The organism is Paraburkholderia flava (assembly GCF_004359985.1).
Taxonomy (GTDB): Bacteria; Pseudomonadota; Gammaproteobacteria; order Burkholderiales; family Burkholderiaceae; genus Paraburkholderia; species Paraburkholderia flava.
The window spans coordinates 117532-142860 of sequence record NZ_SMRO01000001.1; the positions used below are offsets into that span (position 1 = coordinate 117532).

Sequence of the window (25329 nt, forward strand, 5' to 3'; positions counted from 1 at the left end):
CGCATATTTTTCTCAACGGGATCAAAAAACCACCGCTTCGAATATATCGAGATTCGCTTGAGTCGGATATGCTTCCGACCGGACTGGGTAAATAGATCAATAGCCCAGTGTCTTCAGCGCACAAAATAATTAGATAGAAAGGAAGCGAATGAAAATCAAGAAACGCTTTTTCTGCCCGGCTCAATATCCCGTTGCTCTTCTTTCTGTCGTGCTGATATCGGGATGCGGGGGCGGTTCATCGGGAGACTCGGGTAATTCGGGCACATCGAATCTCAGTGCGGTCCAGCAAAATTACGAGAGCGTCGCCCTTGCGGCCAATGGCGGTTTTCACGCTCTGTCGGGCAGCCTGAGTTTCACGACGTCGCCGACGGGTGTCGCGTCTTTTAACGCCAGCAGTTATTTTTACAGCGTCGATTCAAGCATTTCGCAGAGTGCAGCGAACGGGCCGCAGACTCTGACGATCAATCACTCGCAGGTAGCGAGCCTGGCCTTACCGACTAACGGTGTTCCCGCCCGGTATCTGATCAATGGCGCAGTTTATTTGACATCCTCGCCCGAGCCGGCCCAGGTCAGTTATTCAGGCGCGAACGTATCAAACAAGTTTTTCGCCACGGATGGACAGACGGCCGTCGAGACTCTGCTTGGCACGAGCTATACCGTTGTGCCGTTATCAGGAGCATTATCGAGCGCTCCAGCTGAACTCGTTTCGTACAGTGCTTTTGGGCTTCTGACCAATACCGTCAATGGCCGCTCGCTTTATAACAAACAGGCCGTCTGGCAACCCGGTTCGGCTTATGTGAAAGTCGTGAGGCAAACCGTCGGCGATATGTTGACGGTTGGAGATTGCGTCGCACCGAGAACGACAGGCGTGAACATGACGCCTTGCTCCGCGGCGTCGACACTCGAAGCGTTCTTTCCGTACACATCCGGCGGCACGACCTACCAGCTTTCCGATGGGCAGATCAGTACCGTGGCCGGCGCCAGGGCATGGGTATCGAACGCAGTATTGTCATCGTCGGCGACACCGGCGCACCTCGTTTTCTATCAGGCGGCCGGCGGAATTTATGTCGGCAATCTGGTCAACGACGGCACGACCATTCAGAGTGCACCGCTTGGTGGCGGAGCAGCGCAGGCCTTCGAAGTGTTTCTGAACAACGCAGCACTTCAGTCAGTCAAATCGGCGGTTAATTTTTAGTGGCATTGCGGGGATGTAGTTCTGATCGAGGGACAGGAGCGGGTTGACGTGTCGAAGTCGTGCGGCAAGTTTTTCCATCGCTACGCCGATTTTGCTCGCTGCCTGTCCATGCATTACCGAATGCATCAAGCACCGTGAGCCGGGCCGCACGCACGCCCACACGCGATCCGCCCGATTCGCTCCCCGTGCGCCGCGCATGGCATTACACTTGCTGAGTTACTCCGCTTGTGCCGGCGTGGCTCCCTGCTGCGCCGGTTGCCCGATGTCACAGCAAAGGAGTCGCAGCATGCCGTCCACCTCCGCAGAATCCGCTTCAACCGCTTCATCCTCCGATATCGACCGTCTTTGCATCGACACGATCCGCACGCTGTCGATGGATGCGGTTCAGAAAGCCAACTCCGGTCACCCCGGCACGCCGATGGCACTTGCGCCGGTCGGCTATCACCTGTGGCAAAACCATCTGCGCTACGACCCGACCGAGCCGTTGTGGCCGAATCGCGATCGCTTCGTGCTGTCGGTCGGGCATGCATCGATGCTGCTGTATTCGCTGCTGCATCTGACCGGCGTGCAGGCCGTCGACGAAGCGGGGCGGCCGAACGGTCAGCCCGCCGTGTCGCTCGACGACATTAAACAGTTTCGCCAGCTCGACAGCAAGACGCCGGGCCACCCCGAATATCGAATGACGACCGGCGTCGAGACCACGACGGGGCCGCTCGGCCAGGGGCTCGGTAACAGCGTCGGCATGGCGATGGCCGCGCGCTGGTACGAGACGCATTTCAATCAACCGGATGCGAAGCTGTTCGACTACCGCGTGTATGCGCTGTGCGGCGACGGCGACATGATGGAAGGTATTTCGCACGAAGCTGCATCGATCGCCGGTCATCTGAAACTGTCGAACCTGATCTGGATTTACGACAGCAACCGCGTGACGATCGAAGGCCATACCGATCTCGCGTACAGCGACGACGTCGAGACGCGCTTTCGCGGTTATCACTGGAATACGCTGCACGTCGACGATGTCAACGATGCAGCTGCACTCGAAGCTGCGATTACGCAGGCCAAAGCGCATACCGATGCGCCGACGTTGATCGTCGCGAAGAGCATCATCGGCTGGGGCGCGCCGAACAAGCAGGACACGTCGGCGGCGCATGGCGAACCGCTCGGCGTCGAAGAGATCAAGCTCGCGAAGCGCTTCTACGGCTGGCCCGAGGATTCGAGTTTTCTCGTGCCTGATGGCGTCTATGAGCAGTTCCAGCAGCGCTTCGGTGCACGCGGCAAGGCCGCACGCGAGGAGTGGCAAGCGCGCTTCGAAACGTACGCAAAAAAGTACCCCGCACTAGCCGACGAATTCCGCACGATCGAAGCGCACGAACTGCCGGAAGGCTGGGACCGCGACATTCCATCGTTCGATGCGGACGAGAAGGGCATCGCGTCGCGCGATTCGTCGGGCAAGGTGCTTAACGCAATCGCGCAGCGCGTGCCGTGGATGATCGGCGGTGCAGCGGACCTGTCGCCTTCGACAAAAACCAATCTCAAGTTCGAAGGCGCGGGCAGCTTCGAAGCCGACAGCTATGGTGGCCGCAATCTGCATTTCGGCATCCGCGAACACGCGATGGGCGCGATCGTCAACGGCATTGCGCTGTCGAACCTGCGGCCATACGGCTCGACGTTCCTGATTTTCAGCGACTACATGAAGCCGCCGATCCGGCTCGCCGCGATCATGGAGGTCAACGCCGTGCATGTGTTCACGCACGATTCGATCGGCGTCGGCGAAGACGGCCCGACCCATCAACCGATCGAACAGCTCGCGTCGTTGCGCTCGGTGCCCGGCCTCACGACATTGCGTCCCGCCGATGCGAATGAAGTCGCCGAAGCGTGGCGCGTCGCGCTCGCGAATCCGCGCGTACCTGCGTGCATGGTGTTGTCGCGTCAGCCGCTGCCGACTTTCGATCGCAAGAAATACGCGCCGGCCACCGGCGTGCGGCGCGGTGCCTACGTGCTCGCGGATGCGCCCAACGGTCGCCCCGACGTGATCCTGATGGCGACCGGCAGCGAAGTGTCGCTGTGCGTCGCCGCGTATGAGAAGCTGAAAAGCGAGGGTATTGCCGCGCGCGTCGTGTCGATGCCTGCGTGGGACATCTTCGAGAAACAGGACGACGCGTACAAGGAATCCGTGCTGCCGAGCGCCGTCGATGCGCGCGTCGCGGTCGAACAGGCCGGCGTGTTTGGCTGGGACCGCTACGTGGGCCGCCTCGGCGCGTTGATCGCGATGCATACGTTCGGCGCATCTGCACCGCTGAAGGCGTTGCAGACGAAGTTCGGCTTCACGCCGGAACATGTCTACGAAGCGGCGAAGCAGCAGCTTCAACGCGTCGGGCAATCGAAGTGAGCGATCGAATTTAGCGTCGGACATCGAATCAATCCATTCTGTCACGCAGAGAAACGCAAAGAAAAGGAGAAGGGCATCATGCAGATCGGTATCGTGGGCTTGGGGCGGATGGGCGGCAACATCGGACGGCGCTTGATGCGCGACGGCCACACGTGCGTGGTCTACGATCACGACCCGCAGGCCACCGCGACGCTCGTCAAGGAAGGCGCAACCGGCTCGGACGATCTCGCCGGCCTGGTCAAAGGGCTCGCGACGCCGCGCGTCATCTGGTTGATGCTGCCCGCCGGCAAGATCACCGAGGACACGCTGAACGACCTGTACCCGATCCTCGGCGCGGACGACATCGTGATCGACGGCGGCAACAGCTTCTACAAGGACGACATCCGCCGCGCCGCGCGCTTTCGCGAGAAGGGCATTCATTACGTGGACGTCGGGACGTCGGGCGGCGTGTGGGGACTCGAGCGCGGCTACTGCATGATGATCGGCGGCGACGACGATGCAGTTAAACGCCTCGATCCGATTCTCGCGACGCTCGCACCGGGCGCGGGCAACGTGCCGATCACGCCGGGCCGCGAAGGACGCGACGCGCGCGTGCAGAACGGCTACATGCACACCGGACCGACCGGGTCAGGCCACTTTGTGAAGATGGTCCACAACGGCATCGAGTACGGGTTGATGCAGGCGTATGCGGAGGGCTTCGACATTCTGAAGCACAAGGCATCGACCGAATTGCCGGAAAACGAACGCTTCACGCTCGATCTCGCGGACGTCGCCGAAGTGTGGCGGCGCGGCAGCGTGGTGTCGTCATGGCTGCTCGATCTGACGGCCGGGGCGTTAGCGTCGGACGGCACGCTCGACAAGTACTCGACCGAGGTTGCGGACAGCGGCGAAGGGCGCTGGACGATCGAGGCTGCGATCGAAGAGGCTGTGCCTGCGCAAGTGTTGTCGGCCGCGTTGTACACGCGCTTCCGGTCGCGCGACGATGAGTCGTTTGCGGAGCGGATGTTGTCGGCGATGCGGTTTGGTTTCGGCGGGCATCATGAGTTTGGGGTGAAGAAGTAGGGGGCGTCTTCGGCGTGTAGGCCACGCCCTACGGAAGTATCGGATGATGCGTGAAGCTTCGCGGCCTGGACGTCATTGCGTCCGGGCCGCTTTCTTTGGGGGAAGCTAACCTCATTGGCCGGAGAACGATGACCGTGATAAAGCGATTTCGAACAACCTGACAATGCCACCGAAGCTGCTTATTATGAGCAACTTACTGGGTCCACTGCGGCGGCGTGACCCAGGCGAAACAGCCTCCGGAAAACCCGGCGCAGTTCAATCACACTTATCGAAAATCGAAAGGGCGGTTCCATGACAGGCGATTTTCCGCAGCAGGTGGTGCTCGATGGCGCGACGGTGCGCGCCGCAGACATCGTAGCGATCGCACGACACGGCGCCGCCGTCGCGCTGCATGACGATGCACGCACGCAACTCGAAGCCACCCGCCGTTACATCGACGACCACTGGATGACCGACGATGCGCCGCTGATGTACGGCTTCAACACCGGCGTCGGCGCGCTGAAGAACGTGCGCATCGGCGTCGCATCGATCGCGGAGTTTCAACGGAACCTGATCTTCGCGCACTCGGCCGGTGCGGGTGAGCCGATGCCGAACGAGGTCGTGCGCGCGATGATGGCGCTGCGCGTCAACGCGTTTGCGCGCAACTACTCGGGCGTGCGGATCGAGGTGCTCGACCGGTTGCTGGCGATGCTCAATCACGGCATCACACCGGTTGTCGCTGCAAAGGGTAGTGTCGGCGCCAGCGGCGATCTTGCGCCGCTCGCGTTGATGAGCGGCGCGATGATGGGCCTCGCACAGAGCCGTGTCGAGTTCCGTTCGCAGATCATGCCCGCCGCGGACGCGTTCGCGCTCGCGGGTCTTGCACCCACGTTCGACGTGCTCGGCAAGGATGCGTCCGCGCTGATCAATGGGTCGACCGCGTCGCTGGCTTTTGCGATCCTCGCGGCACACGATGCGCGTGCGCTGCTCGACGACGCGACGGTGTCGCTGGCGTTGTCGCTGGAAGCGTTGCGCGGCGAGCTTTCGTGCTTCGACGACCGCGTGATGCAGGCGCGTCCGCACAAGGGGCAGCGCCGTGTTGCGCAGGCGTTGCGTCGCGTGGTCGACGGTACTTTGCGCTGCACCGAACCCGCGCGCCAGGTGCGGCTATGGGGAACACCGGGGCTCGACCCCGCCGATGCCGGCACACCGCACGTGCCGCCCATCGCACCGCGCATCCAGGACGTGTATTCGCTGCGTTGCGCGCCGCAGGTGCATGGCCCGGTGCTCGATGCGCTCGATTACGTCGATGGCATTCTGCAGACGGAGATCAATAGCGCCACCGACAACCCGCTCATTTTTCCGGACACCGACGACACGTACCGCGTCATCTCGGGCGGGCATTTTCATGGGCAATACGTCGCGCAGGCGATGGACCTGCTTGCGTTGACCGTGACCGATCTCGGCGCGATCTGCGACCGTCGCAGTGCGCGGCTGGTCGACCCTGCATGCAACTTCGGCATTCCGTCGGGGCTGATCGCGACGCAGCCGGGCGTGAACTCCGGCTTCTCGTGTGTGCAGAGCATGGGCACAGGGCTCGTGCTCGAAAACATGGGCCTCTGCTCGCCTTCGAGCGCGACAAGCCTGCCGGCCAAAGGCAACACCGAAGACCACATCAGCAACTCGTGCTACGCGGCACGACGCACACGTACGATTGTCGAGAACACGCAGACCATCGTCGCCGCCGAGATGATGCTCGCGTGCCAGGCACTCGATCTCATCGAGCGCGACCTCGCGGCCTATCCGGTCGGACAGGGCACGCGGGTCGCGTGGGATGCCGTGCGGGCCTGCATACCCGCGGCGCTCGAACGCGATCGCTGGGTGCATGGCGACATCGACACGCTGCGCGGTGCCGTCGCGCGCGGCGAGATTGCGCGTGCGGTGGTGCGCGTTTGCGGATCGTTGCTGGGTTGATCTCTGTCGCGCTAAGGGAGACGGCAACGCATGGTCAGGTTGCTGGATCAGTCGCGTTGCGGGCCGCTTCTCAGCGGCTGCGCACCCTCGATCTCGCACGTGTGCGTTTTTCTCGCGGCGCAGCGCCCTGAGCCGCTTCGACAATACAGTCACCGAGCCGGTTCGCCGCAGTAGTCTGCCCATCGCGTCGCCGGCGCTCCACCAGCACGATCTCGCGCATGAACGTATCGGCGCCGAGATCGAGCGCGGTCACGCCACGCGGCAGCGCAGCAGGCCCTGGTCCGGCAGTAAGCGGCACAAGTGCAACCCCAAGCCCACGCGCGACGAGTTGCGCAATACCTTGCAACTCGTCGAGTTCGATCGCATCGGCGACATTCACGCGCAGCCTGCGCAAAAAGCGCTCGACCTGCGCGCCGCCAAACGAGCGCCGGTCGTAGCGGATAAACGGCTCAGACGCGAGCAGTTCGCGCCACGGCCGACGCGCGAGCTTCGACGGCACCAGCAACACGAACGGTTCGCGCGCGAGCGTGCGAACCTCCAGTTCCGGCGGTAAAGAAAACGGCGGCTTGATGATCGCCGCGAGTTCGAGCTCGCCGACATCCACCTGACCCAGCAGATTCAGCGACACCCCCGGCACGACCCGCACACGCCAGCCCGGCGACGCGCCACGAAACCGCACCAGTGCATCCGCGAGAAACGAGCCCTGCACCGATGCGATCGCACCGACGTTGAGCATGCCGCCTGGGTCGGCAGCGGTGGAGCCGTCGCGGCCGAGGCGCGCGTACAGCGCGAGCAGATCGTCGGCGAGCGCGAGCGTTTCGCGGCCCGCGTCGTTGAGCGTCGCCGAGCGGCCGGTGCGCTCGAACAGCGCGAAACCGAGATGCTTTTCGAGCCGTTGCATCTGCGCGCTGACAGCGGATTGCGTGAGCCCGATGTGCTCGCCGGCAGCGGCGAACGTGCCGTGCTGCGCGACGGCGACGAAGGTTTTGAGTTCGCGGAGCATGAGCGATTGATCGATTTCTGTGGATGTCAGATCGAAAATATATCGCTTTTCAGCAATTTCGTTAATGCCTAGACTTTATCCTTATCGGGTGTAGAGAAACCCGTACGTTCCCACTTTCAGCTATCAGGATGTCCGTCATGAGCGCAAACGCCGCCGTCATTCCGCCGTTCCATCTGGCTTTTCCGGTCCACAGCCTCGCTGCCGCGCGCGAGTTCTACGGCGATCTGCTCGGTTGCCCGGAAGGCCGTAGCTCCGATGCGTGGGTCGATTTCGATTTCTACGGGCATCAGATCGTCGCGCATCTTGCACCCGACGAAGCAGGCCATCGTTCGACCAGCGCGGTCGACGGCGACGCGGTGCCGGTGCGTCATTTTGGCGTCGTGCTGTCGGTGCCGCAGTGGCAGGCACTGGCCGACAAGTTGAAGGCTGCGGGCACCGCATTCGTGATCGAGCCGCACATCCGCTTCAAGGGCGAAGTCGGCGAACAGGCGACGATGTTCTTCCTCGATCCGTCGGGTAACGCGGTCGAGATCAAGGCGTTTGCGAATATGGCGTCGTTGTTCGCGAAGTAAGAGCGTGCCGTAACGCGATGCGTGCGATACATCGCACGCATCGCAACGTCGAAGGAATCAACGATTCACCAGCCGCGCCGGCACCAGCACGACAATCAGCAACGCTGACATCACCAGCGACGCAGCCACCACAAACAGCCCCGACGACAGCGTGTGCGTGACCGTCTTCAACCAGCCGATCACCGCCGGGCTGATGAAGCCCGCCAGATTCCCCGTACAGTTGATCAACGCGATGCCGGCCGCTGCTCCCGTGCCGCCGAGAAACGCAGTCGGCAGCGCCCAGAACATCGGCAGCGCGGTCACGACGCCGACCGCCGCGAGCGTGAGCCCGACCATCGACAGCACCGCGTGCTGACCATTCAGCGCACAGATCACGAAACCGCACGCGGCCAGCAGCGCGGGGCCGGCGACGTGCCAGCGGCGCTCGCGCGTCCGGTCCGCGTTGCGGCCCGCGACGATCATCGAGATCAACGCGGCCGTGTACGGAATCATCGTCAGCAGGCCGATCACGAATGGGTCGTCGATGCCGGTGCCACGAATGATCGTCGGCTGCCAGAAGCCGATCGCATACGAGCCCATCACGATCCCGAACAGGATCAGACACATCAGCCACACGCGTGCCGACAGAAACACCGCACTGACCGAACTGTGCGTGCGCGACGCGGCGGTCGTATCGATCTCGTTCTGGATCATGCGTTTTTCGCCGTCATCGAGCCAATGCGCGTCGGCGACGCGATCGTCGAGCAGGAAGAAGATCGCGATGCCGAGCGCAATCGACGGCAGCGCCTCGAGCACGAACAGCCACTGCCAGCCGGCCATGCCGCCGGCACCGTGTGTCGCGTGCATGATGTAGCCCGACAACGGCCCGCCGACGAGACCCGACACCGGATTGCCCGCCATAAGCAGCGCGACCATCTTGCCGCGTCGATGCGACGGAAACCAGTAGGTCAGGTACAGGATCATCCCCGGAAAGAAACCCGCCTCGGCGACGCCGAGCAGAAAGCGCACCGCGTAGAACATCGCGGGCGTCGTGACCCATGCGGTGGCCATCGACAAAGCGGCCCACGTCACCATGATCCGCGCGATCCAGCGCCGCGCGCCGAGCTTGTGCAGCAGCAGATTGCTCGGCACCTCGAAAAGAAAGTAACCGACGAAGAACAGCCCGGCGCCTAACCCATACGCTGCTTCGCTGAAATGCAGACTGTTCAGCATCTGCAGCTTCGCGAAGCCGACGTTTACGCGGTCCAGATAGGCGACGACGTAGCCCGCGAACAGCAACGGCATGAAGCGCCACGCGACGCGGCGAAACAGCAGGTCGGCATCGGTCGCGCCGAGTGTCGGGGAAAGCGGAGTGCGGATCAGCAAGGTTGTCTCCTGGCCCGCTCGTGCGTGTCGGCGGGCGTTTATGTTAGTCGTGCTGCGAGCGGTTCGGGGGTACGTTGTGCGGTGGTTAGTGGCTCGCGTGTGCGCGTTCTGCGGCTTTTTCGGCTGCACGCGATGCGGTGTTTTGCGCGATCGTTGGGATGTCGTCCGGGTCTTGCACTGCAAGCGCCTCCGCATTCGCGATCCTGAAACCGATTTGCGCGAGGCTCGCGTCGAGATCACGCCGTGCCGCCGCATCGAGTTCGACGAGCGGTGCGCGCACCGTAGCCCAGTTCGCGTCGCCGGATTGCAAGGCGATCGCGGCTTTCATCGCGGCGATCATTGGGAAGCGCTGGAATGCGGCGCGTGTCGTGTCGAGTGCCTGCTGCTGTGCGGTTGCGTCGTCGTTGCGCCATTCGCGTGCGAGCTTCGCGATTGCCGCCGCGTTCACGTTGCCGGTCGCCGTGATGCAACCGACGCCGCCGCGCTGCAGCGTGCGCAGCAAAAACGTCTCGCTGCCGGCGAATACGTCGAAACCTGCGGGCTGGAACGTGTCGATCAGCATCGAGGTGTTTTCCCAGTCGCCGGAACTGTCCTTGATGCCTGCGATTGTGCCGGGGTATGCGTGCAGCAGACGCTCGATCAGCGCGGCGCTGATGCCTACCTGTGCGACGGCGGGGATGTGGTACAGGTAGATGCGTAGCCGCGTGTCGGCGACCGCGTCGATCACGTGCGCAAATGCGCGGAACAGGCCTTCGTCGCCGACACCCTTGTAGTAGAACGGCGGCAGCATCAGCACGCCGGCGCAGCCTTGCGCGACCGCGTGACGTGTGAGTTCGATTGCATCGGGTAGCGCGCAGGCGCCGGTGCCTGGCATCATTCGTGAGGTCGGCAGGCCGGCTTCGACTAGCGCGTCGAGTAGTTCGCGTTTTTCTCGTACGCTCAGTGAGTTTGCTTCGGAGTTTGTGCCGAATGCGGCCAGGCCGACGTTGTCATTCAGCAACGTGCGGCAGTGGCGGACGAAGCGGGCTGCCGACGGTGTGCCGTCTGCTTCGAATGGGGTGAGGACGGGGGCTAGTACGCCGCGTAGTGCGGGAGTTTCGGAGGGCATCGGGGTGGCTCCTTCGTGAAGGTCTGGAATCGCCAGCGCAGTATTGCGTGGTGCAGACTTGCGAAGAAGTGCTGTCCGGTTGCTTCACTCGTTAATATTTTTTGTGTTCGGTGAGGTTGAGCGAGCGGGCTGAGGCCGGGTGCGGTAGGGCGCTAAGGTAGGTGCGATTGGTGCTTCAGCTGTGCGATTACGTGACAAAGCTTGTGCTGCGGTTCTCGGCCATAAACGGTCATTCGCGCACACTGTCAGTCGGACGTTTAGGCGTCAGCTTGCCCCCTTACCCCGTCGTTTGATTCTCAAAGCGTTCGACTCAGTAATATCGGCATGACGGGACGAGATTGCCGACGAATTTCTCGACGTGATTGCCTCATGATTGCTCGGCGAGGCCGCCCATGGCGTAGAGACCTTCGCCTTCCGAGCCCACGGACGCTGATATACTAGGCACCGCTCGCTGAAGGAGTAGCAACGCGCAAAATATTGGGCAGTTCGGCTGGTAATACGTAATAGAAAGTTTCTTCCTTGACGCAGCAAATCATAACGTCGCTGCAGGATTGGGAGAGGATTTTCGTGCACGACTCCGTCTCGGCAAATCGTGAGGTATTGGCCGATCCGACGTCGATGGCGGTAACGCTATTTCGATCCGATACTCTAGCCACTCTTCGATGGTTTGAAAGGGCGAATGGTTTTCGTGTATTCCGACGGTAATCCGTACCATCGCCCAAGAGGCATTGGGAAGTGCTAAAAACAAATAATGCGCATACTTCACCTTTCTGACATCCACTTCCGCGCGCCCCAGTGCCTTGATCCAGCAACCGACCGGGACCGACCCTATCGGACGCGCCTCAAACGCGATCTGGCAAAGCGAACCGAGGCGCTGGGTTCAATCGACGCAATCCTCGTTGGAGGCGACATCGCCTACCAGGCAGATCCGCGGGAGTACGTCGAGGCGCGCCAATGGCTGATCGACCTGGCGGCAATCTGCGGGTGCGACAGGGACAGCATCTGGGTGGTGCCTGGCAATCACGACGTGAACCGCAAATCGTGCGAGGACGCGCCAACGATGAATGCGCACGCGATGATCGCCACCGCCGATGATGGTTCGCGGGAATGGATGCTGGAGAAGCAGCTTTCCCATAGTGATACCGGTCAGGCGCTTTTTCACGGCCACCTTGCCTACAATGACTTCGCTAGCAAGATGAACTGCCAAGTTTATCCGGGTCGGCTTTATTGGAAGCAGGAGCGCGATCTCGGCCGCGGCGTGAAGATCCGAATCCATGGACTGACCTCAACGCTTCTGTCGGGTCGCAACGGTAAAGACGATCCACGGGGCGCACTCTACCTAAGTCCACTGCAGACGACGCTCGATCCGGCGCCAAACGTGGTAAATCTCACGATCTGTCATCATCCGCCGGATTGGCTTATTGACGGTGACGACGTCGAGGACATGCTCAACGCGCGCGCGATGTTCCAAGTCTTCGGCCATAAGCACCGGCAGCGGATCTCTGAAGGGAAGACAAACATTCGTTGGAGTGCCGGAGCGGTGAACCCATCGCGCTCGGAACGGCAGTTCGAGCCAGGCTACAACATCATTGAGCTGGAAGTCCTTGGCGAAGGTGCGGAACGGCGCATCGACATCAGAAGCCATCTTTACAAGTTTCAGACGAGCCCGGAGGCCTTCTACCCGATCAGGACTGACGACCGTGGCGACGAGGTACATCGCCATTCGATACCGTTCCCGGTGGACGCACTGCGCGTTTGTGCCGAAACGGAAATTGCGATGGGGAAACAAGGATCGGTGGGCGTAGCTGTGGTGGAAGAGGCGGTGGCTTCCACGGTCACTGACGCGGAGGCATCTATGGGCGACAAGAGGACTAGGCATCTGGTCGATCGCTTCTGGGATCTGGACGGCAGTGATCGACGAGAGATTGCTCTCGAACTTGGGCTGATTACAAAGGAGGAGGTCCAGTTGCCCGAAGCGCAGCGTTATGGCGTGGCCCTCATCCGGGCGGCCGAACGCAACCTTATCGACCGGCTCGACCAGATGGTCGCCGAGCGTGAATAAGCTAAAAGAGGGAGACTGGAACATATGCACCAGGAATTTCCAAAGCTGTTTTCCGAGATATCAACCGATGGCGCTGAGCGTGACCAGCGTTGGGCCGGTATCGAAGTGTTTGTAGGCGCCTGGTCAGTTCCCAAGGTCGAGATACTCGTCCGCCTCGCATTCGGGACGAAAGTGCCTGCCGGCGGACACCGGCAGGAAGAACTGGAAAAAGCCCATGCCGAATTCCACAAAGCGTTTTCGGATATCGATCCCTCGTTCGAGCCCGGTGGCCGGCAGGATCAAGTCTTGGCGGCCGCCGCCCTGCTGCAGCTCTCCACAGCGGACTCTCGCTCAGCAATGGCCATAACGACAACGGCCTGTGGCGGAGCGCGCAAGGCTCACTTGCCCATCGACCTCGTCACATCGGCGGAGAACACGCTAACGCAGCTTTCGGCCGCACGTCGCAAGCGGCCGGACTTGAGTAACGTGAAGGTCGAGGTGCCTGAATTCGAGTTCGAACCGGATTTCTCCGGGGTGCAGCCAAACCAGCCGCACACGTTCAAAGGCCTGTTCGAAAGTCTCCGGGGTACGCTGAACGATACTCTCTACGAGCTAACCGAAAGGTTTAACAAGTCTGTTGAGACGGTCGTTAGTGCGAACAAGATGGCGGACGAGGAACTGGATATGCTGTCTTGGGTATTCGGCGGCCGGTCATTGATACCGAACAAGGCGTTCAGTGAGGTGCCTTCAATCCAAAAACCACTGGTGTTCGCACGTGATCTCGCTTCGTTGACGAAGATTTATCCAGGGCCGAAAGTGGTGCCCGCGCTCTTGTCCCGAGCCGGGATTAATACGACTGGCGAGGTAACGATTGTTGATGCAGTCAACGCGGTGTCGGACGAATGGACGTCCGCGGTACTAAGGGGCCGCACGCCTTCAGCTGCGAGTTCGCCGATCCACGCGGCGCTGGCGCGCCGGGAAGAAACCGGGGCAGACGGTGGCTGGCAAGCAGGGTGGGCGGCGGCGACGGGCATCGACGCTGGCGCAGCCCTGTCACCGATTGCGCTTGCCGAACTCTTCTACCGCGAAATTCTCTGGCTGAGTTGATCTGCGATGACTGACACAGACGTGATCTGCGCAAACCGTCAGTGCCGGGTGGCCGGAGACGGAAAGTGCCTTGAGGGATACGAGGAGCTCAGCCGATGTCCTTACTACGGGCGTGAACTAGGAGCAGAAGCAGGAGACGCATCCAGCCACGAAGAGCACCAAGAGAACACATTCGATGGCATCCGGCTTCAGGACGCGTCCGCGCTCCAAACGCCGCGCGCTAATCGCGTCCTCACGATCCTCCCTTCGCGAATGATAGGCGTCATCGGCGCATATGACTCCGGCAAGACCAGTGTCATCGCCGGTCTGTACGATCTTTTTCAAAATGGTCCCGTGTCGGGGGCGCTTTTTGCCGGCTCGTCCACGCTGCACGGTCTCGAACTGATCTGTCATGATGCCAGGGTGGCATCCAATCGAGACGAGGCGCACTCAGAACGTACCAAGCGGGGCGAGGTCCAGTTTTACCACGTTGATGTGCGTCAAGATGGCGAATTGCGGTCCCTCCTCATAGCTGATCGTTCGGGAGAGGAGTATGAGGAGGTCGCCGATCTCGCGTCGAATGCTTCGGCGATGTTCGAATTGCGGCGCGCTGACGTCATCACCATCCTCGTCGACGGACGGCGGCTCGCGTCTCCGGTCGAACGGGCTGACACAATGGGTGCGATACCGTTGATCCTTCAAGGAATGGTGGAAAACGGTGCTTTCGCGAGAAAGCCAAACATTGCGATTGTCCTAACCAAGGACGACGTTGTCCAGGTATCGGCGCGAAAGGATCGCGTCATGCACGACTTCCAGGCAGTCGTCGAAAATATCAACAACAGCTTTGGTAGAAGTTTTGGCGAAATTGCGTCTTTCGTCACCTGCGCCTCGCCCAAAGACGCGACCACCGAACGCGGTAAGGGCTTGGCGGCTCTGTTGGCCTTCTGGATAAGGCCAAATCCGGTGCCGCAAGGGATCCGCGTGCATTTCAGCAGCGGCCGGGTTTTCGATCGACTGGTTGTCGAGGGGACGGACCGTGGCTGATTCCGAAAACCAGTCGTTCTCAATCTCCATCGTCGGCTTGCCCGCATCCGGCAAGACGACGTTCCTGGCGGCGCTGTGGGAACTAGTTAACGAGAGGCGGGTGCCTAAGGTACTTCGCTTCCACTCGATCGGGGACAACGATCAAAGTTACCTCCGGAAGATCGTCAAGGTTTGGCGCAGCGCTAAGGAGCAGGCGCGTACCCGGCTGACCGGCCTCAGCGCAGTGAAAATGAATCTCCAGGACGAAGATGGGCGGGTGGTCCATGTCGCCATGCCTGACGCCCCCGGCGAGGAGTTCCTCGCTATGTGGGAGGAACGTGAGCTTGGCCGTTCGCTGGGCGAGAGCCTCGCTATCGGAAATATAATGCTGCTCCTGAACGGCAACAAGGTGAAGGCTGCTGCGTGGCTCACTGAACGTGTGGCTCAACGACGAGTGACCAAGACGCGGAAGGAGAAAGCTCTGCCAAAGGAATGGGAGCCTAGCTTCGCGCCGACTCAGGTACAGCTAGTTGATCTCCTTCAGCAAATCTCGCATGCGCCAGTCGGTGGTGCCGGCCGTCGCATCGTCATCATGATCAGCGCGTGGGACAAAGCTGAAGGCGAGGGGCTTACACCGGGGGCTTTCCTTGACGCGAAACTGCCGTTGCTCGCCCAATATCTCGAAGCGGGTCGTGACGGATGGTGCAGCCGCGTCTATGGTGTCAGCGCCCAGGGTGGTGAGTACGACGGAAACGCCGACAACGCGGAGGATAGTGAAGACAAAGCCACCCCGAACAAAAGAGACTCACCGAGAAAGGGAAGAGACGCCGATCGCCTGCGTGAAGTTGATATCCCCGCAAACCGCATCCGGCTTGTGTTCGGCGAGAAGGAGTCGAACGATCTTACCGAGCCCCTACAATGGCTGATGAACTAAAGAGCTTCCGCATTAAGGTTCATCAGACGCTTCATGGCTACCGTGAGGGGCATCGGCTGATCGAAGGTTCGGTGAAGCTCCCACAGTCTGTTGCACGGGCCATGCTCGTGCTGAGCGATGCCTCGGGGAGCGGTATTCGGATCCCGGCCAAAGGATATCTGACCGGGTATCCGTTGTCGGAGGTGGGGATGTACGTGCTTGCGCGGACATGGCCTGCCCCTGAGATGAGCCGACCTGGCTGTGTGTGGACTCATTCGCTGCTTATCGACTTTGCCGACCTTGCGCGTCTTGCCACTGCGGACGACCTGCTTGGGACGTTTGTGCGCCCTTCTGGTGGTGCGACGTCGACGTTTGGGCCACCGATTGAGATCGCGATCTCGCGGTCTCCCTCTGCCGTCTCCCGCTCAGGTCTTATCCGCGCCAGACAGTTGGTCGGCGCGCTCTACGGTAAACCGAGAAGCCGAATTGTTGAGGAACGAGTAGGCGACGATGAAGGACTGATCACGGCGATCTGGATGCAACAGTGGCCACGGTTGCGGCGCGCATTCCGTTTCTGCACTTTCGCAGTGGACGACCGTTCGACCTCCACCGATGTGTTCGACCTACAAATAATCGGCGGCTCGCGTATTAGTCGTACGCGCATGCCTGACGGTGTCGCGGCAGCAAGCATCGAGAGCAGTGACTGGCTCGATCCTCTGCTTGACGATTTGGAGCAGCCATTGCAGTCAGGGCTGCGCCCCTTCCTGCGCGACGTGGGCGCCGACCTTAGCAACGGCCGTGCAGCAATGGTGCCGCTCACCAAGTTGTTTGCCGCGCTTGGTCCAGACGCAGGCTCAGAGAGCATTGCGGATGCCATCTCTGAGGTGGAGTGCCTCGGACCAGGGCAGGGGAGGATGGCCCTTGCGTCGGCTGCCACAATAGTGCTCTCTCGTCCGAATCTGATCGATGAGCGCTTATCCCGTTTCGCACTCGATCAGGTTCGGTCCGACCACAATCTGCTGGGTATCGATCCGGCTGTCGTGGGCAGAGCACTTCTGCGGTGGATGCCTGACTTGCTAGGCGAATCGATGCCAGACGGGGATCCATTGCGAGTCGCGGTCGACGCGGCGTTGCCGAATGCAACTGCAGATGAGCTACTGGAGGCCGTAGCGAGAAGCCCGGAAGCGACGCGAGTCATCCTTGAAGTGCGGCCTGAACTTCTGGAGAAATGGGAATTCTGGCAGATACAGTCCATCGACGTGGAGAAACTGCTCCGATCGCACGAAGTGCATCAGGATCGCGCGGTGGCTATCATCGCCGCGATGGTTGCCGGCGGGCGAGGCGACTGCGCTTCAGTGGTGGTCGATCGGTTCGGAGTGCATTCGTTCGTTCGAGCGCTCGCCGGCTACGCTGAATCCGGATCTCTGTTGCATTGGCTGCGCGTCCTGGTCAGTAGGACGGACGAGTTGGCGGACTGCATGGCCGACGGCACGCTTCAGGATAGGTCGCAGCTCATAGAACTCGCGAAAATCCTCGATCCAGATGCGGTGCCGAACAGCATCGACGAGGATCCTTGGGTCACTGCGATGCACAACAGCCGGACGTCGGGAGACCTGGCCGGCGAGGACGCCCTGGCGTCCTTTCTCTTCTGTCGGGCAATGGGATGGAGCTCCAAGTCGCCCGGGCGTCTGCTGTTCCTGTCGGTGCAGCGTCTCCACGAAGCCTTGGCACTCGGGCGACTATCGGGTGTGGCTTGGCAGACGACCGAGCGTCGTCTCCCATGGGTCGGGTCTTGGCGTGACTGGGACCGGTGCGAGCGGCTGCGCCGAGCGGTAGTAACCCGCTTCGTCGATCATGAACTGCTACCGCTTGAGTTTGGCACGGTGGTCGATGACGACAAGCTGTGGTCGAAGCTTGTCGATCTCGCGGCAGACAGTTGGCGTGGTCGGCGCTACCTTAATCGAGTGCGCATGGCTCTGCGAGACGGCAGCGACGAGTGGTGGCACGCACGCGCACGTTTGATTGATCACAGGGTTTGATAAATGGGTTTGGCACCGAGTACAGCGGAGAAGAAAGATGCCATTTATGTACGCTATCCGGCCAGCCGCGCGCCAACGACCTGACGTTCGATAAGTGAGCGCGGACGGCAAAAGTGTGGCTAAGGGCCCTGTTTGAAAGAAACGAGAAGGACCAAACAAAGATAAGTGCTGCTTCTACGGGGGCACTGGCGTTCGCTGAAATTGTCTTGGATGGCGGCCGCTGCGCTAGCATCCCTAGCGCCGGTGGCAAAACGCGGGTTTGCGCAACTCTGAATAAAAGACGCTGTTCTACTTAATTTCTGCCACTCTCGCGCTAACCATGGCGCGCTACAGGCGCAAGTATCACTCACCCCGAGGCGTCACCCCCCGCATCCGAGCGGCACGCAGAAAATCAAAATCGACACCTTGATCCGCCTGCGTCACCGTCTGCAAAAACAGCTTCCGATACCCACGCTCACCGACAGGCTCAACAACCGGCGCAGCCTGCGCGCGCCGCGCAAGTTCATCGTCGGCAACAAGCAGCGTCAACTCGCGCGCCGCAACGCTCAAGCGAATGCGGTCACCATCCCGCACCCAGGCAAGCGGCCCACCAACCGCCGCTTCCGGCGTCACATGCAGCACGATCGTCCCGAACGCAGTGCCGCTCATACGCCCATCGGAAATCCGCACCATGTCCTTCACACCAACCCGCGCGAGCTTCTTCGGAATCGGGATGTAGCCCGCTTCCGGCATCCCAGGCGCACCTTTAGGACCGATCCGCTTGAGCACAAGCACATCGTCGGCCGTGACATCGAGATCATCGCGATCGATGCGAGCCGCGAGATCCTCCGCGTCCTCGAACACGACCGCGCGGCCTTCGTGTTCCATCAGCTTCGCATCCGCAGCCGACTGCTTGATGATCGCGCCGCCCGGCGCGAGATTGCCGCGCAGCACCGCGATGCCGCCCTGCGGATAAATCGGCCGAGCGAACGGCCGCACGACGTCCTGCGCAAAACCGGGCCCAGCCGCATCGATCGTCTCACCGAGCGTGCGACCGGTGACAGTCAGCGCATCGAGTCGCAGCAGCGGCTTCAGTTCGCGCAGCAGCGTCGCCATGCCGCCCGCCTTATGGAAGTCCTCCATGTAATGCTGGCCGCTCGGTTTCAGATCAAGCAGCACCGGCGTTTCGCGACCCATCCGATCAAGCGCGTCGAGATCGACGTCGAAGCCCAGGCGCCCCGCGATCGCGGTCAGATGCACGATGCCGTTGGTCGAGCCGCCGATCGCGAGCAGCACGCGCATCGCATTCTCGAATGCATCGGCGGTCAGGATGCGGTCGATCGTCAGCCGGTTGCGCGCGATGTCCACGGCCTGCGCGCCGGTCAGTTCGGCGATGCGCATCCGGTCGGCGGTGACGGCGGGCGGCGATGCGCCGCCGGGCATCGTGATGCCGAGCGCTTCGGCGATGCACGCCATCGTGCTCGCAGTGCCCATCACCGAGCAGGTGCCGACGCTTGCCACCAGCTGATTGTTGACGTCCGCGATCTCCTCTTCGCCGATATCGTCCGCCCGAAAACGCGCCCAGTAGCGCCGGCAATCGGTACACGCACCGACGCGTTCGGAGCGATGCGAGCCCGTCAGCATCGAGCCGGTAATCAGCTGGATCGCCGGAATGCCCGCCGACGCCGCGCCCATCAACTGCGCGGGCACCGTCTTGTCGCAGCCGCCGATCAGCACGACCGCATCCATAGGCTGCGCGCGGATCATCTCCTCGGTATCCATCGACATCAGGTTCCGCAGATACATGCTCGTAGGCTGCGAAAACGATTCGTGAATGGAAATGGTGGGGAAATCCATCGGCAGGCCGCCCGCCAGCATCACGCCGCGTTTGACCGCTTCGAGCAGCTGCGGCATGTTCCCGTGACACGGGTTGTACGCGCTGCCACTGTTGACGATGCCGATCACAGGTCTATCCAGCGCACTGTCCGTATAACCCGCGCCTTTGATGAACGCCTTGCGCAGAAACAGCGAAAAGCCGTTATCGCCGTAGTTCGTCAGACCTTTGCGCAGACCAGTCGATTCGACGTTAGCATCGGCATCGGCCGGCGGAAGAGCAGGAGGCAGCGTGTCGGTCATGGGCGATCCAGGGCAAAGGGAAGTGTCTGCATTATCGCGGCCGCGCGCGAGGCGATGCGTCGCGTAACGCTTGCTTCAGACCTCAGTAAAACTATGCTCTCGCACGAACACGCGTGAGCGACGCATCAAAACTGCAAAGCCTGCGCAGTCGAAAGAAACGCCTGCACGAGCCGAATACGTGCAGACGACCGCCCCCACAACATCCCCACCACGCGTTTCGGAAACGGATGCGGCAGCGGCCAGCGCGCGAGCGACAGTCCCGCGTAACGGTTCATCATCCAGTCGGGTACGAGCGACACGCCGATGCCGCGATCGACCAGCACGGCGATTGCATCGAGTCCGTCGAGTTCGCAGCGTTGATGCGGCTGGATGCCGTGCTGCCGCAGGTACGCATCGGCGAGCTGGCCGCCCACGACGTTGCGGTCGTAGCGCAGGAACGGTTCGTTTGCGAGCACCGCGTGCGGATCGGTGACCTTCATCGATGCAGGCGTGAGCAGCACCAGCGGTTCTTCGCGGAACGTGTGCCAGTCGCAGCTTTTAGGGAGTTCGAACAGCGGCTGCACGATCGTCGCCGCATCCAGATCGCCGCTGACGACCTTGCGGTACAGATCCATCGATGTGCCCGGTTCGAGATAGATGTCGATGCCCGGATGACGCGCGAGCAATCGCGACAGCACGTCGGGAATCAGGCTCGTCATCATCGTCGGGGTGCCGCCGAGGCGCAGTTGTCCGGCGAGTTCCGGCGCGTCGTCGAGGTCGGACTTCAGATCGCGGATGTCGTGCAGCACGGCCCGCGCGCGATCGAGAATGCGCTCGCCGGCCTCGGTCGTGCCGACGGTGCGGCCCGAGCGTCGCACCAGCTTCGCGCCCAGTTCCTCTTCGAGCATTTTGACGCGCTGCGCGACCGCGGCGGGCGTCAGATCGAGCCGGCGCGCGGCCTCCGCAATCGATCCCAGCTCGACGACATACACGAAGCTCTGCAGGTAGCGCGAGTCCATCGATAAAAGTTTTATCTTTTAAAGAAGCCAAAGGATACTGTTTTTGACGAAGGGCGGCTATCACACTTCATGCCGATGGTTGCGCATCGCGCGGCCCATGCTGATATCAACCGGAGGAGTGTTGTCATGCCCAGAATCGAATCGGTCTCGGTGTGCGCGGCGAGCGTGCCGCTCGATCGCGTCACGTCGTTCGCTACCCGCACCGTGTCGACGCGTCACTATGGTCTCGTCAAGGTCCGCTCGACCGACGGCGTCGAAGGGATCGGCTTCTGCTACGTAGGTAGCGCGGCCGGCGAACTGTTCACCGTCGCGGTCGAACAGCTGCTCGCGCCGGTGCTGATCGGCGAGGATTCGTATGCAGTCGAAGGGCTGTGGCAGAAGATGTATCAGGAGTCGCTGCTGCAGGGCCGCGCGGGTACCGTGATGCGCGCGCTGAGCGCGCTCGATACCGCGCTATGGGACCTGAACGCGCGCACGCAGCAGTTGCCGCTGCACAAGCTGCTCGGTGCGGTGCACCTCGAATCGGTGCCCGCGTATGCGAGCGGCGGTTACTACCTCGAAGGCAAGACGCCGCAGATGCTCGGCGACGAAATGGCGAGCTACGTCGAGATGGGTTTCAAGGCGGTGAAGATGAAAGCGGGGCGTCTGTCGCCGCGCGAGGAAGAAGCGCGCGTGCGCGCGGCGCGCGAAGCGGTCGGCCCCGAAGTTGAACTGATGCTCGACATCAACAACGGCTGGACCGATGCGACCGAGGCACTGCAATACGTGCGACGCATCGAGCAATACGATCCGTACTTCATCGAGGAGCCGTTTTCACCGGACGATATCGACAATCACGCGCGTCTCGTGAAGCTCACGCGCGTGCCGATCGTCACCGGTGAAATCGGTTATGGGCGCTGGTATCACAAGGAACTGCTCGACAAGGCCGGCGCGGCGATCCTGCAGACCGATGCTGCGGTGTGCGGCGGTATTTCCGAATGGCGGCGTATCGCGGCGACTGCTGCGAGCTACGGCGTGACGATGTGTCCGCACTGGTTCCACGACGTGCATGCGCCGCTCGTCGCTGCAACACCGAATGCGCGCTACGTCGAGTTCTTCTGGGACGATCAGGTGCTGAACTTCCGTCGGTTGATCGATCGGCAGCTTGTTCAGCGTAACGGGCGCATCGTATTGCACGATGCGCCGGGTCTTGGGTTTGGGTTCGATGAGAATGCGGTGGCGCGTTACGGCCAATGGAGGACGGTGCGCTGATGTGTCGCGGGCGCGCAGGGCACGTTCAAAGACGTGCGGCCTGCGCGTGCACGAGCATGCAGCGTGTTGTGTCGAAGCTTAGCGCCGCAAACTATCCGCGATACTCCGATCCATCACATCGAGCGCCTGATCGATTTCGGCGTCGCTGATCGTCAGCGGCGGCGCGAGCCGGAACACGTCGCTCATCCCCTTCAGCTGCACGATGTTCATATGCAACCCGAGTTCGAGGCAGCGCGTGGTGATCGCGGCCGACAGTTCCGGCGCGGGCGCCTTGCTGTCCTTGTCGGCGACGATCTCGATGCCGAGCAGCAGCCCTTCGCCGCGCACGTCGCCGATGCAGCGATGACGCTGCTGCATGTCGAGTAGCCCGTGCCGCAGCCGCGCACCCGCCACTTTCGCACGCTCGACCAGACCGTCGCGCTGCACGATCTCGATCACCTTCACGCCGACCGCCGCAGGCAGCGGGTCCGACACGTGCGTCGTGTAGAACAGGAAGCCGTTGTCGTGCGCGCGTTCCTCGATAGCGCTGGTGGTCAGCACGGCCGATAGCGGAATGCCCGCACCGAGCGTCTTCGACAGCGTGAGAATGTCCGGTGTCACGCCGTCGTGTTCGCACGCGAACATCAGGCCCGTGCGACCAATACCGGTCTGCGCTTCGTCGACGATCAGCAGCATCCCGCGCTCCACGCATTTGCGCTGCAGCGCGCGCAGATAGCCTTCGGGTAGCGGAATCAACCCGCCCGAACTCAAGATAGGCTCGGCGATAAACGCGGCAAGACTCCCCGATGACTGGCGATCGAGCAGATCGAATGCATAGTCGAGTTCGGCGTTCCAGTCGTAGCGTCCGTTGCGCTCGAACGCCGGACGATACGGGTAGGGCGCTGGAATCGCGAACGAACCGACTGCCGCCGGCCCGTAGCCCGCGCGTGCCGCGCAGTACGTGGACGACGCGGCCGCGCCCGTCATCCCGTGCCACGAGCGCGCGAAGCTCACTACTTCGTACTTGCCGGTGACGAGCTTTGCCATCCGGATCGCTGCTTCGTTCGCTTCGGCGCCGGTGCTGAGCAACAGCGACCGGTCGAGGCCGGCGGGCGCGATGTCGGCGAGACGCGTCGCGAGATCGACGACCGGCCGCGACAGCATGCCGCTGAACAGGTGCGTGAGCTCGCGCGCGCTGTGCGCGATGACCTCGGCAACTTCCGGGTGCGAGTGGCCGAGCACCGCGCTCATCTGGCCGGACGTGAAATCGAGAATCTGCCGGCCGGTCGAATCGATCATGTATGAACCGCTGGCGCGTTCGATAATGACGGGCGAGAATGAACCGCCGTAGCGGATCAGATGGCGCTGCGCGGCGGACCAGAAGGCGGTGTCGGTCAGTACGGTCATGAGGGCGGTTCCTGATGCTAGGGTTGCGCGGAAGGAGCGGCGCTTTCGATCGAAGCACCGCATGCCCGGATGCTAGAACGGAACGCCGAGCCGCTGGAAACGAATACTGTTGATGGCTGCCATTCACGGCCCTGATTGCCGTTATGAGTTTTTCCCTGAAGACATGCCCCATCTCGACATCGACCTGCTCAGAACCTTCGTCACGATCGCCGACACGCGTTCGCTCACGCGCACCGCGACCGAGGTCGGGCGCACGCAGTCCGCGATCAGCATGCAGGTGCGGCGCATCGAAGAAGTTGCCGGCGGCGAGGTGCTATTGCGCACGGTGCGCGGCGTCGAGCTGACCGCGCGCGGCGAAACGCTGCTGCGTCACGCGCGCGAACTGCTGCGCATTCACGATGCGGCACTGGCTGAGTTGACCGGCCGCAGTCTTGCCGGTGCGCTGCGTCTCGGTTGCCCCGACGATTACTGCATCGCATTCCTGCCGGTACTGCTGCGCGAGATTGCCGCGCGTCATCCGCGCGTCGCGGTGCATCTGGTGTGTGCGCCGAGTACGCATTTGCGCAGGATGCTGCACGACAAGCGAATCGATCTCGCGCTGATCTCGCTCGCACCCGGCGATCACGGCGAAACACCGGTGCGCCATGAAAAGCTCGTGTGGGTCGGTGCGCATGCGCGCGTCGCGGAGCGCGACGGGTCGTTGGCGCTCGCGTTGTCGGAGCCCGACACGCTCGATCATCAGGCGGCGCGTCGCGCGCTCGACGGCGCGGGCATCGCGTATCACGTCGCATGCGAGAGCGCGAGCAAGGACGGTCTGCTCGCGATGGTCCGCGCAGGCATCGCGATCGCGGTGCTGGCCGAAGGCGCAGTGCCCGCCGATCTGCTGATTCTCGACGGCGAGTCCGGTTTGCCGCCGCTGCCCGTGCTCGGGGTAGCGGTGGCGTCGTCGCATGGCAGCGGCGATTCGCTGCTGGTGGGGAGTTTGAAGGAGTTGCTGGTGGCGGCGTTGGGTGCGGCCTGAGCGCTGCTTTCACGCTGACACTTCTGCACCGGGACCTCGTTGCTCGCGGCAACGGGAGAACATGCCAGCCGCATGCATGACGTGTGCGCTTGCCAGAAGCATGAAGGCTTTACAGAAATTCGCGCACTGCGAAACCTGCCCACAAGTCCCCGCTTTATTACAAATAAAAAGCTTGCGTCGTTTGACATGTGTTGCGCGTCGAAATGTCGCGCACCTGTCTAACGGCTCCTCATGCGGCTTTCCGATGAAGAGTCCGGTCACGCACCTATCGGGAGGGAACGGAATGAGCAGGATATCTGAGCAATTGAATAGATGGATCCGCAGGAAAGGATTTCCGCTGTGGGCATTCGTATTGTGCATGGCGGTGCTGGGTTCGACCGCGGCGCATGCTTTCACTCAAGCTGAGCGGGACGAGGTCCTGCACTTCACGTTGACCGAAGATTTTCTGCAACGCTATGGCGCGGCCAGCCATGAAGTGCATGCGCAAGGTCATAGCGCGCAACCGGCGCAGACACCGAAGAAAACGCCGGCAGGCGGATCCATGATCGACACGCTCACAGCCAGCGTCGAACAGTCTCCCGGTGAAATGGCAATCTTGCAAAAGCATGGTTTGACCGCGCGGCAAGCTGTGCTGGGCAGCATCGTGATCGGGAGTGCGCGGTTGCAGGACATGCGCAGCACGAATCCGCAGATGGCCGGGCGGATGCCTGACTCGAAGGACGTGAGCCCGGCGAACATGGCGTTCTATCAGATGCACAAGGAAGAGATTCACAAGCTGCTGGCTGTGAATCCTCGTTAGCGAAAGTGGA

Annotated in this window: 19 protein-coding genes; 13 read left to right on the forward strand and 6 right to left on the reverse strand. The window is 61.9% G+C overall.

Annotated elements, in window-relative coordinates:
* Nucleotides 1–148 precede the first annotated feature (148 nt).
* The 4 genes from E1748_RS00535 (at nt 149) to E1748_RS00550 (ending at nt 6599) form a co-directional block, all read left to right on the forward strand.
* Nucleotides 149–1195 (forward strand): hypothetical protein, encoded by a 1047-nt coding sequence (locus E1748_RS00535; protein ID WP_133645210.1) that lies wholly within the window; start codon nt 149–151, stop codon nt 1193–1195.
* Between the two features lie 286 nt (nt 1196–1481).
* Complete coding sequence (tkt, locus tag E1748_RS00540) at nt 1482–3584, forward strand: transketolase (RefSeq protein WP_133645211.1); 2103 nt, start codon at nt 1482–1484, stop codon at nt 3582–3584.
* A gap of 78 nt (nt 3585–3662) precedes the next feature.
* Complete coding sequence (gnd, locus tag E1748_RS00545; RefSeq protein ID WP_133645212.1) at nt 3663–4646, forward strand: phosphogluconate dehydrogenase (NAD(+)-dependent, decarboxylating); 984 nt, start codon at nt 3663–3665, stop codon at nt 4644–4646.
* Nucleotides 4647–4937: 291 nt separating this feature from the next.
* Complete coding sequence (locus E1748_RS00550) at nt 4938–6599, forward strand: HAL/PAL/TAL family ammonia-lyase (RefSeq protein WP_133645213.1); 1662 nt, start codon at nt 4938–4940, stop codon at nt 6597–6599.
* A 70-nt stretch (nt 6600–6669) separates the two neighbouring features.
* Here the strand turns inward: E1748_RS00550 and E1748_RS00555 are convergent, their stop codons facing one another.
* Nucleotides 6670–7602 carry a LysR family transcriptional regulator gene (locus E1748_RS00555; protein WP_133645214.1) on the reverse strand — a complete coding sequence of 311 codons (933 nt, stop codon included), beginning with the start codon at nt 7600–7602 and terminating at the stop codon, nt 6670–6672.
* A gap of 137 nt (nt 7603–7739) precedes the next feature.
* Between E1748_RS00555 and E1748_RS00560 the strand changes: the two genes are divergently transcribed.
* On the forward strand, nt 7740–8174 hold the full coding sequence (locus E1748_RS00560; protein WP_133645215.1) for a VOC family protein: 435 nt from the start codon (nt 7740–7742) through the stop codon (nt 8172–8174).
* 57 nt (nt 8175–8231) lie between these two features.
* Here E1748_RS00560 and E1748_RS00565 read toward each other — a convergent pair whose 3' ends face one another.
* Both E1748_RS00565 and E1748_RS00570 read right to left on the reverse strand, forming a co-directional pair.
* On the reverse strand, nt 8232–9539 hold the full coding sequence (locus E1748_RS00565) for an MFS transporter (RefSeq protein WP_240766214.1): 1308 nt from the start codon (nt 9537–9539) through the stop codon (nt 8232–8234).
* A gap of 85 nt (nt 9540–9624) precedes the next feature.
* Nucleotides 9625–10647 (reverse strand): dihydrodipicolinate synthase family protein, encoded by a 1023-nt coding sequence (locus tag E1748_RS00570; protein WP_133645216.1) that lies wholly within the window; start codon nt 10645–10647, stop codon nt 9625–9627.
* A 751-nt stretch (nt 10648–11398) separates the two neighbouring features.
* Here E1748_RS00570 and E1748_RS00575 point away from each other — a divergent pair.
* From E1748_RS00575 to E1748_RS00595, 5 genes are read left to right on the forward strand one after another with little or no spacing between them, the layout of a single operon-like run.
* Nucleotides 11399–12709, forward strand: a complete 1311-nt coding sequence (locus E1748_RS00575; protein WP_133645217.1) for a metallophosphoesterase — start codon at nt 11399–11401, stop codon at nt 12707–12709.
* A 24-nt stretch (nt 12710–12733) separates the two neighbouring features.
* Nucleotides 12734–13795, forward strand: coding sequence for a GTPase-associated system all-helical protein GASH (locus E1748_RS00580; RefSeq protein WP_133645218.1), 1062 nt, complete (start codon nt 12734–12736; stop codon nt 13793–13795).
* Between the two features lie 6 nt (nt 13796–13801).
* Nucleotides 13802–14818, forward strand: coding sequence for a TRAFAC clade GTPase domain-containing protein (locus tag E1748_RS00585; RefSeq protein WP_133645219.1), 1017 nt, complete (start codon nt 13802–13804; stop codon nt 14816–14818).
* Complete coding sequence (locus tag E1748_RS00590) at nt 14811–15731, forward strand: TRAFAC clade GTPase domain-containing protein (protein WP_133645220.1); 921 nt, start codon at nt 14811–14813, stop codon at nt 15729–15731. Before E1748_RS00585 ends, E1748_RS00590 begins: the two co-directional genes overlap by 8 nt.
* A complete protein-coding gene (locus E1748_RS00595; protein WP_133645221.1) occupies nt 15716–17749 on the forward strand; it encodes a GAP1-N1 domain-containing protein in 2034 nt (677 codons plus the stop codon). Before E1748_RS00590 ends, E1748_RS00595 begins: the two co-directional genes overlap by 16 nt.
* A 342-nt stretch (nt 17750–18091) precedes the next feature.
* On the opposite strand, the gene E1748_RS00600 is transcribed toward E1748_RS00595, so the two are convergent.
* Both E1748_RS00600 and E1748_RS00605 read right to left on the reverse strand, forming a co-directional pair.
* Nucleotides 18092–19864: an IlvD/Edd family dehydratase gene (locus tag E1748_RS00600; protein WP_133645222.1), complete on the reverse strand. Its 1773-nt coding sequence runs from the start codon at nt 19862–19864 to the stop codon at nt 18092–18094.
* Nucleotides 19865–19989: 125 nt separating this feature from the next.
* Complete coding sequence (locus E1748_RS00605; protein ID WP_133645223.1) at nt 19990–20862, reverse strand: LysR family transcriptional regulator; 873 nt, start codon at nt 20860–20862, stop codon at nt 19990–19992.
* Between the two features lie 126 nt (nt 20863–20988).
* Between E1748_RS00605 and E1748_RS00610 the strand changes: the two genes are divergently transcribed.
* The gene (locus tag E1748_RS00610; RefSeq protein WP_133645224.1) at nt 20989–22113 is read left to right on the forward strand and encodes a mandelate racemase/muconate lactonizing enzyme family protein; all 1125 of its coding nucleotides are present in this window, start codon (nt 20989–20991) and stop codon (nt 22111–22113) included.
* A 78-nt stretch (nt 22114–22191) separates the two neighbouring features.
* Here E1748_RS00610 and E1748_RS00615 read toward each other — a convergent pair whose 3' ends face one another.
* Nucleotides 22192–23499, reverse strand: a complete 1308-nt coding sequence (locus E1748_RS00615; protein WP_133645225.1) for an aspartate aminotransferase family protein — start codon at nt 23497–23499, stop codon at nt 22192–22194.
* 163 nt (nt 23500–23662) lie between these two features.
* Between E1748_RS00615 and E1748_RS00620 the strand changes: the two genes are divergently transcribed.
* Together E1748_RS00620 and E1748_RS00625 are read left to right on the forward strand one after the other, a co-directional pair.
* Nucleotides 23663–24520 (forward strand): LysR family transcriptional regulator, encoded by an 858-nt coding sequence (locus E1748_RS00620; RefSeq protein WP_166653487.1) that lies wholly within the window; start codon nt 23663–23665, stop codon nt 24518–24520.
* Nucleotides 24521–24764: 244 nt separating this feature from the next.
* On the forward strand, nt 24765–25319 hold the full coding sequence (locus E1748_RS00625) for a hypothetical protein (protein WP_133645227.1): 555 nt from the start codon (nt 24765–24767) through the stop codon (nt 25317–25319).
* The last annotated feature ends 10 nt before the right edge of the window (nt 25320–25329 follow it).

Coding starts and splice junctions, on each gene's coding strand:
- E1748_RS00615 (WP_133645225.1), bottom strand. CDS start 23,499: ATGACCGTACTGACCGACACCGCCTTCTGGTCCGCCGCGCAGCGCCAT.
- E1748_RS00535 (WP_133645210.1), top strand. CDS start 149: ATGAAAATCAAGAAACGCTTTTTCTGCCCGGCTCAATATCCCGTTGCT.
- E1748_RS00560 (WP_133645215.1), top strand. CDS start 7,740: ATGAGCGCAAACGCCGCCGTCATTCCGCCGTTCCATCTGGCTTTTCCG.
- gnd (WP_133645212.1), top strand. CDS start 3,663: ATGCAGATCGGTATCGTGGGCTTGGGGCGGATGGGCGGCAACATCGGA.
- tkt (WP_133645211.1), top strand. CDS start 1,482: ATGCCGTCCACCTCCGCAGAATCCGCTTCAACCGCTTCATCCTCCGAT.
- E1748_RS00605 (WP_133645223.1), bottom strand. CDS start 20,862: ATGGACTCGCGCTACCTGCAGAGCTTCGTGTATGTCGTCGAGCTGGGA.
- E1748_RS00595 (WP_133645221.1), top strand. CDS start 15,716: ATGGCTGATGAACTAAAGAGCTTCCGCATTAAGGTTCATCAGACGCTT.
- E1748_RS00555 (WP_133645214.1), bottom strand. CDS start 7,602: ATGCTCCGCGAACTCAAAACCTTCGTCGCCGTCGCGCAGCACGGCACG.
- E1748_RS00620 (WP_166653487.1), top strand. CDS start 23,663: ATGCCCCATCTCGACATCGACCTGCTCAGAACCTTCGTCACGATCGCC.
- E1748_RS00625 (WP_133645227.1), top strand. CDS start 24,765: ATGAAGAGTCCGGTCACGCACCTATCGGGAGGGAACGGAATGAGCAGG.
- E1748_RS00580 (WP_133645218.1), top strand. CDS start 12,734: ATGCACCAGGAATTTCCAAAGCTGTTTTCCGAGATATCAACCGATGGC.
- E1748_RS00570 (WP_133645216.1), bottom strand. CDS start 10,647: ATGCCCTCCGAAACTCCCGCACTACGCGGCGTACTAGCCCCCGTCCTC.
- E1748_RS00550 (WP_133645213.1), top strand. CDS start 4,938: ATGACAGGCGATTTTCCGCAGCAGGTGGTGCTCGATGGCGCGACGGTG.
- E1748_RS00575 (WP_133645217.1), top strand. CDS start 11,399: ATGCGCATACTTCACCTTTCTGACATCCACTTCCGCGCGCCCCAGTGC.
- E1748_RS00610 (WP_133645224.1), top strand. CDS start 20,989: ATGCCCAGAATCGAATCGGTCTCGGTGTGCGCGGCGAGCGTGCCGCTC.
- E1748_RS00600 (WP_133645222.1), bottom strand. CDS start 19,864: ATGACCGACACGCTGCCTCCTGCTCTTCCGCCGGCCGATGCCGATGCT.
- E1748_RS00585 (WP_133645219.1), top strand. CDS start 13,802: ATGACTGACACAGACGTGATCTGCGCAAACCGTCAGTGCCGGGTGGCC.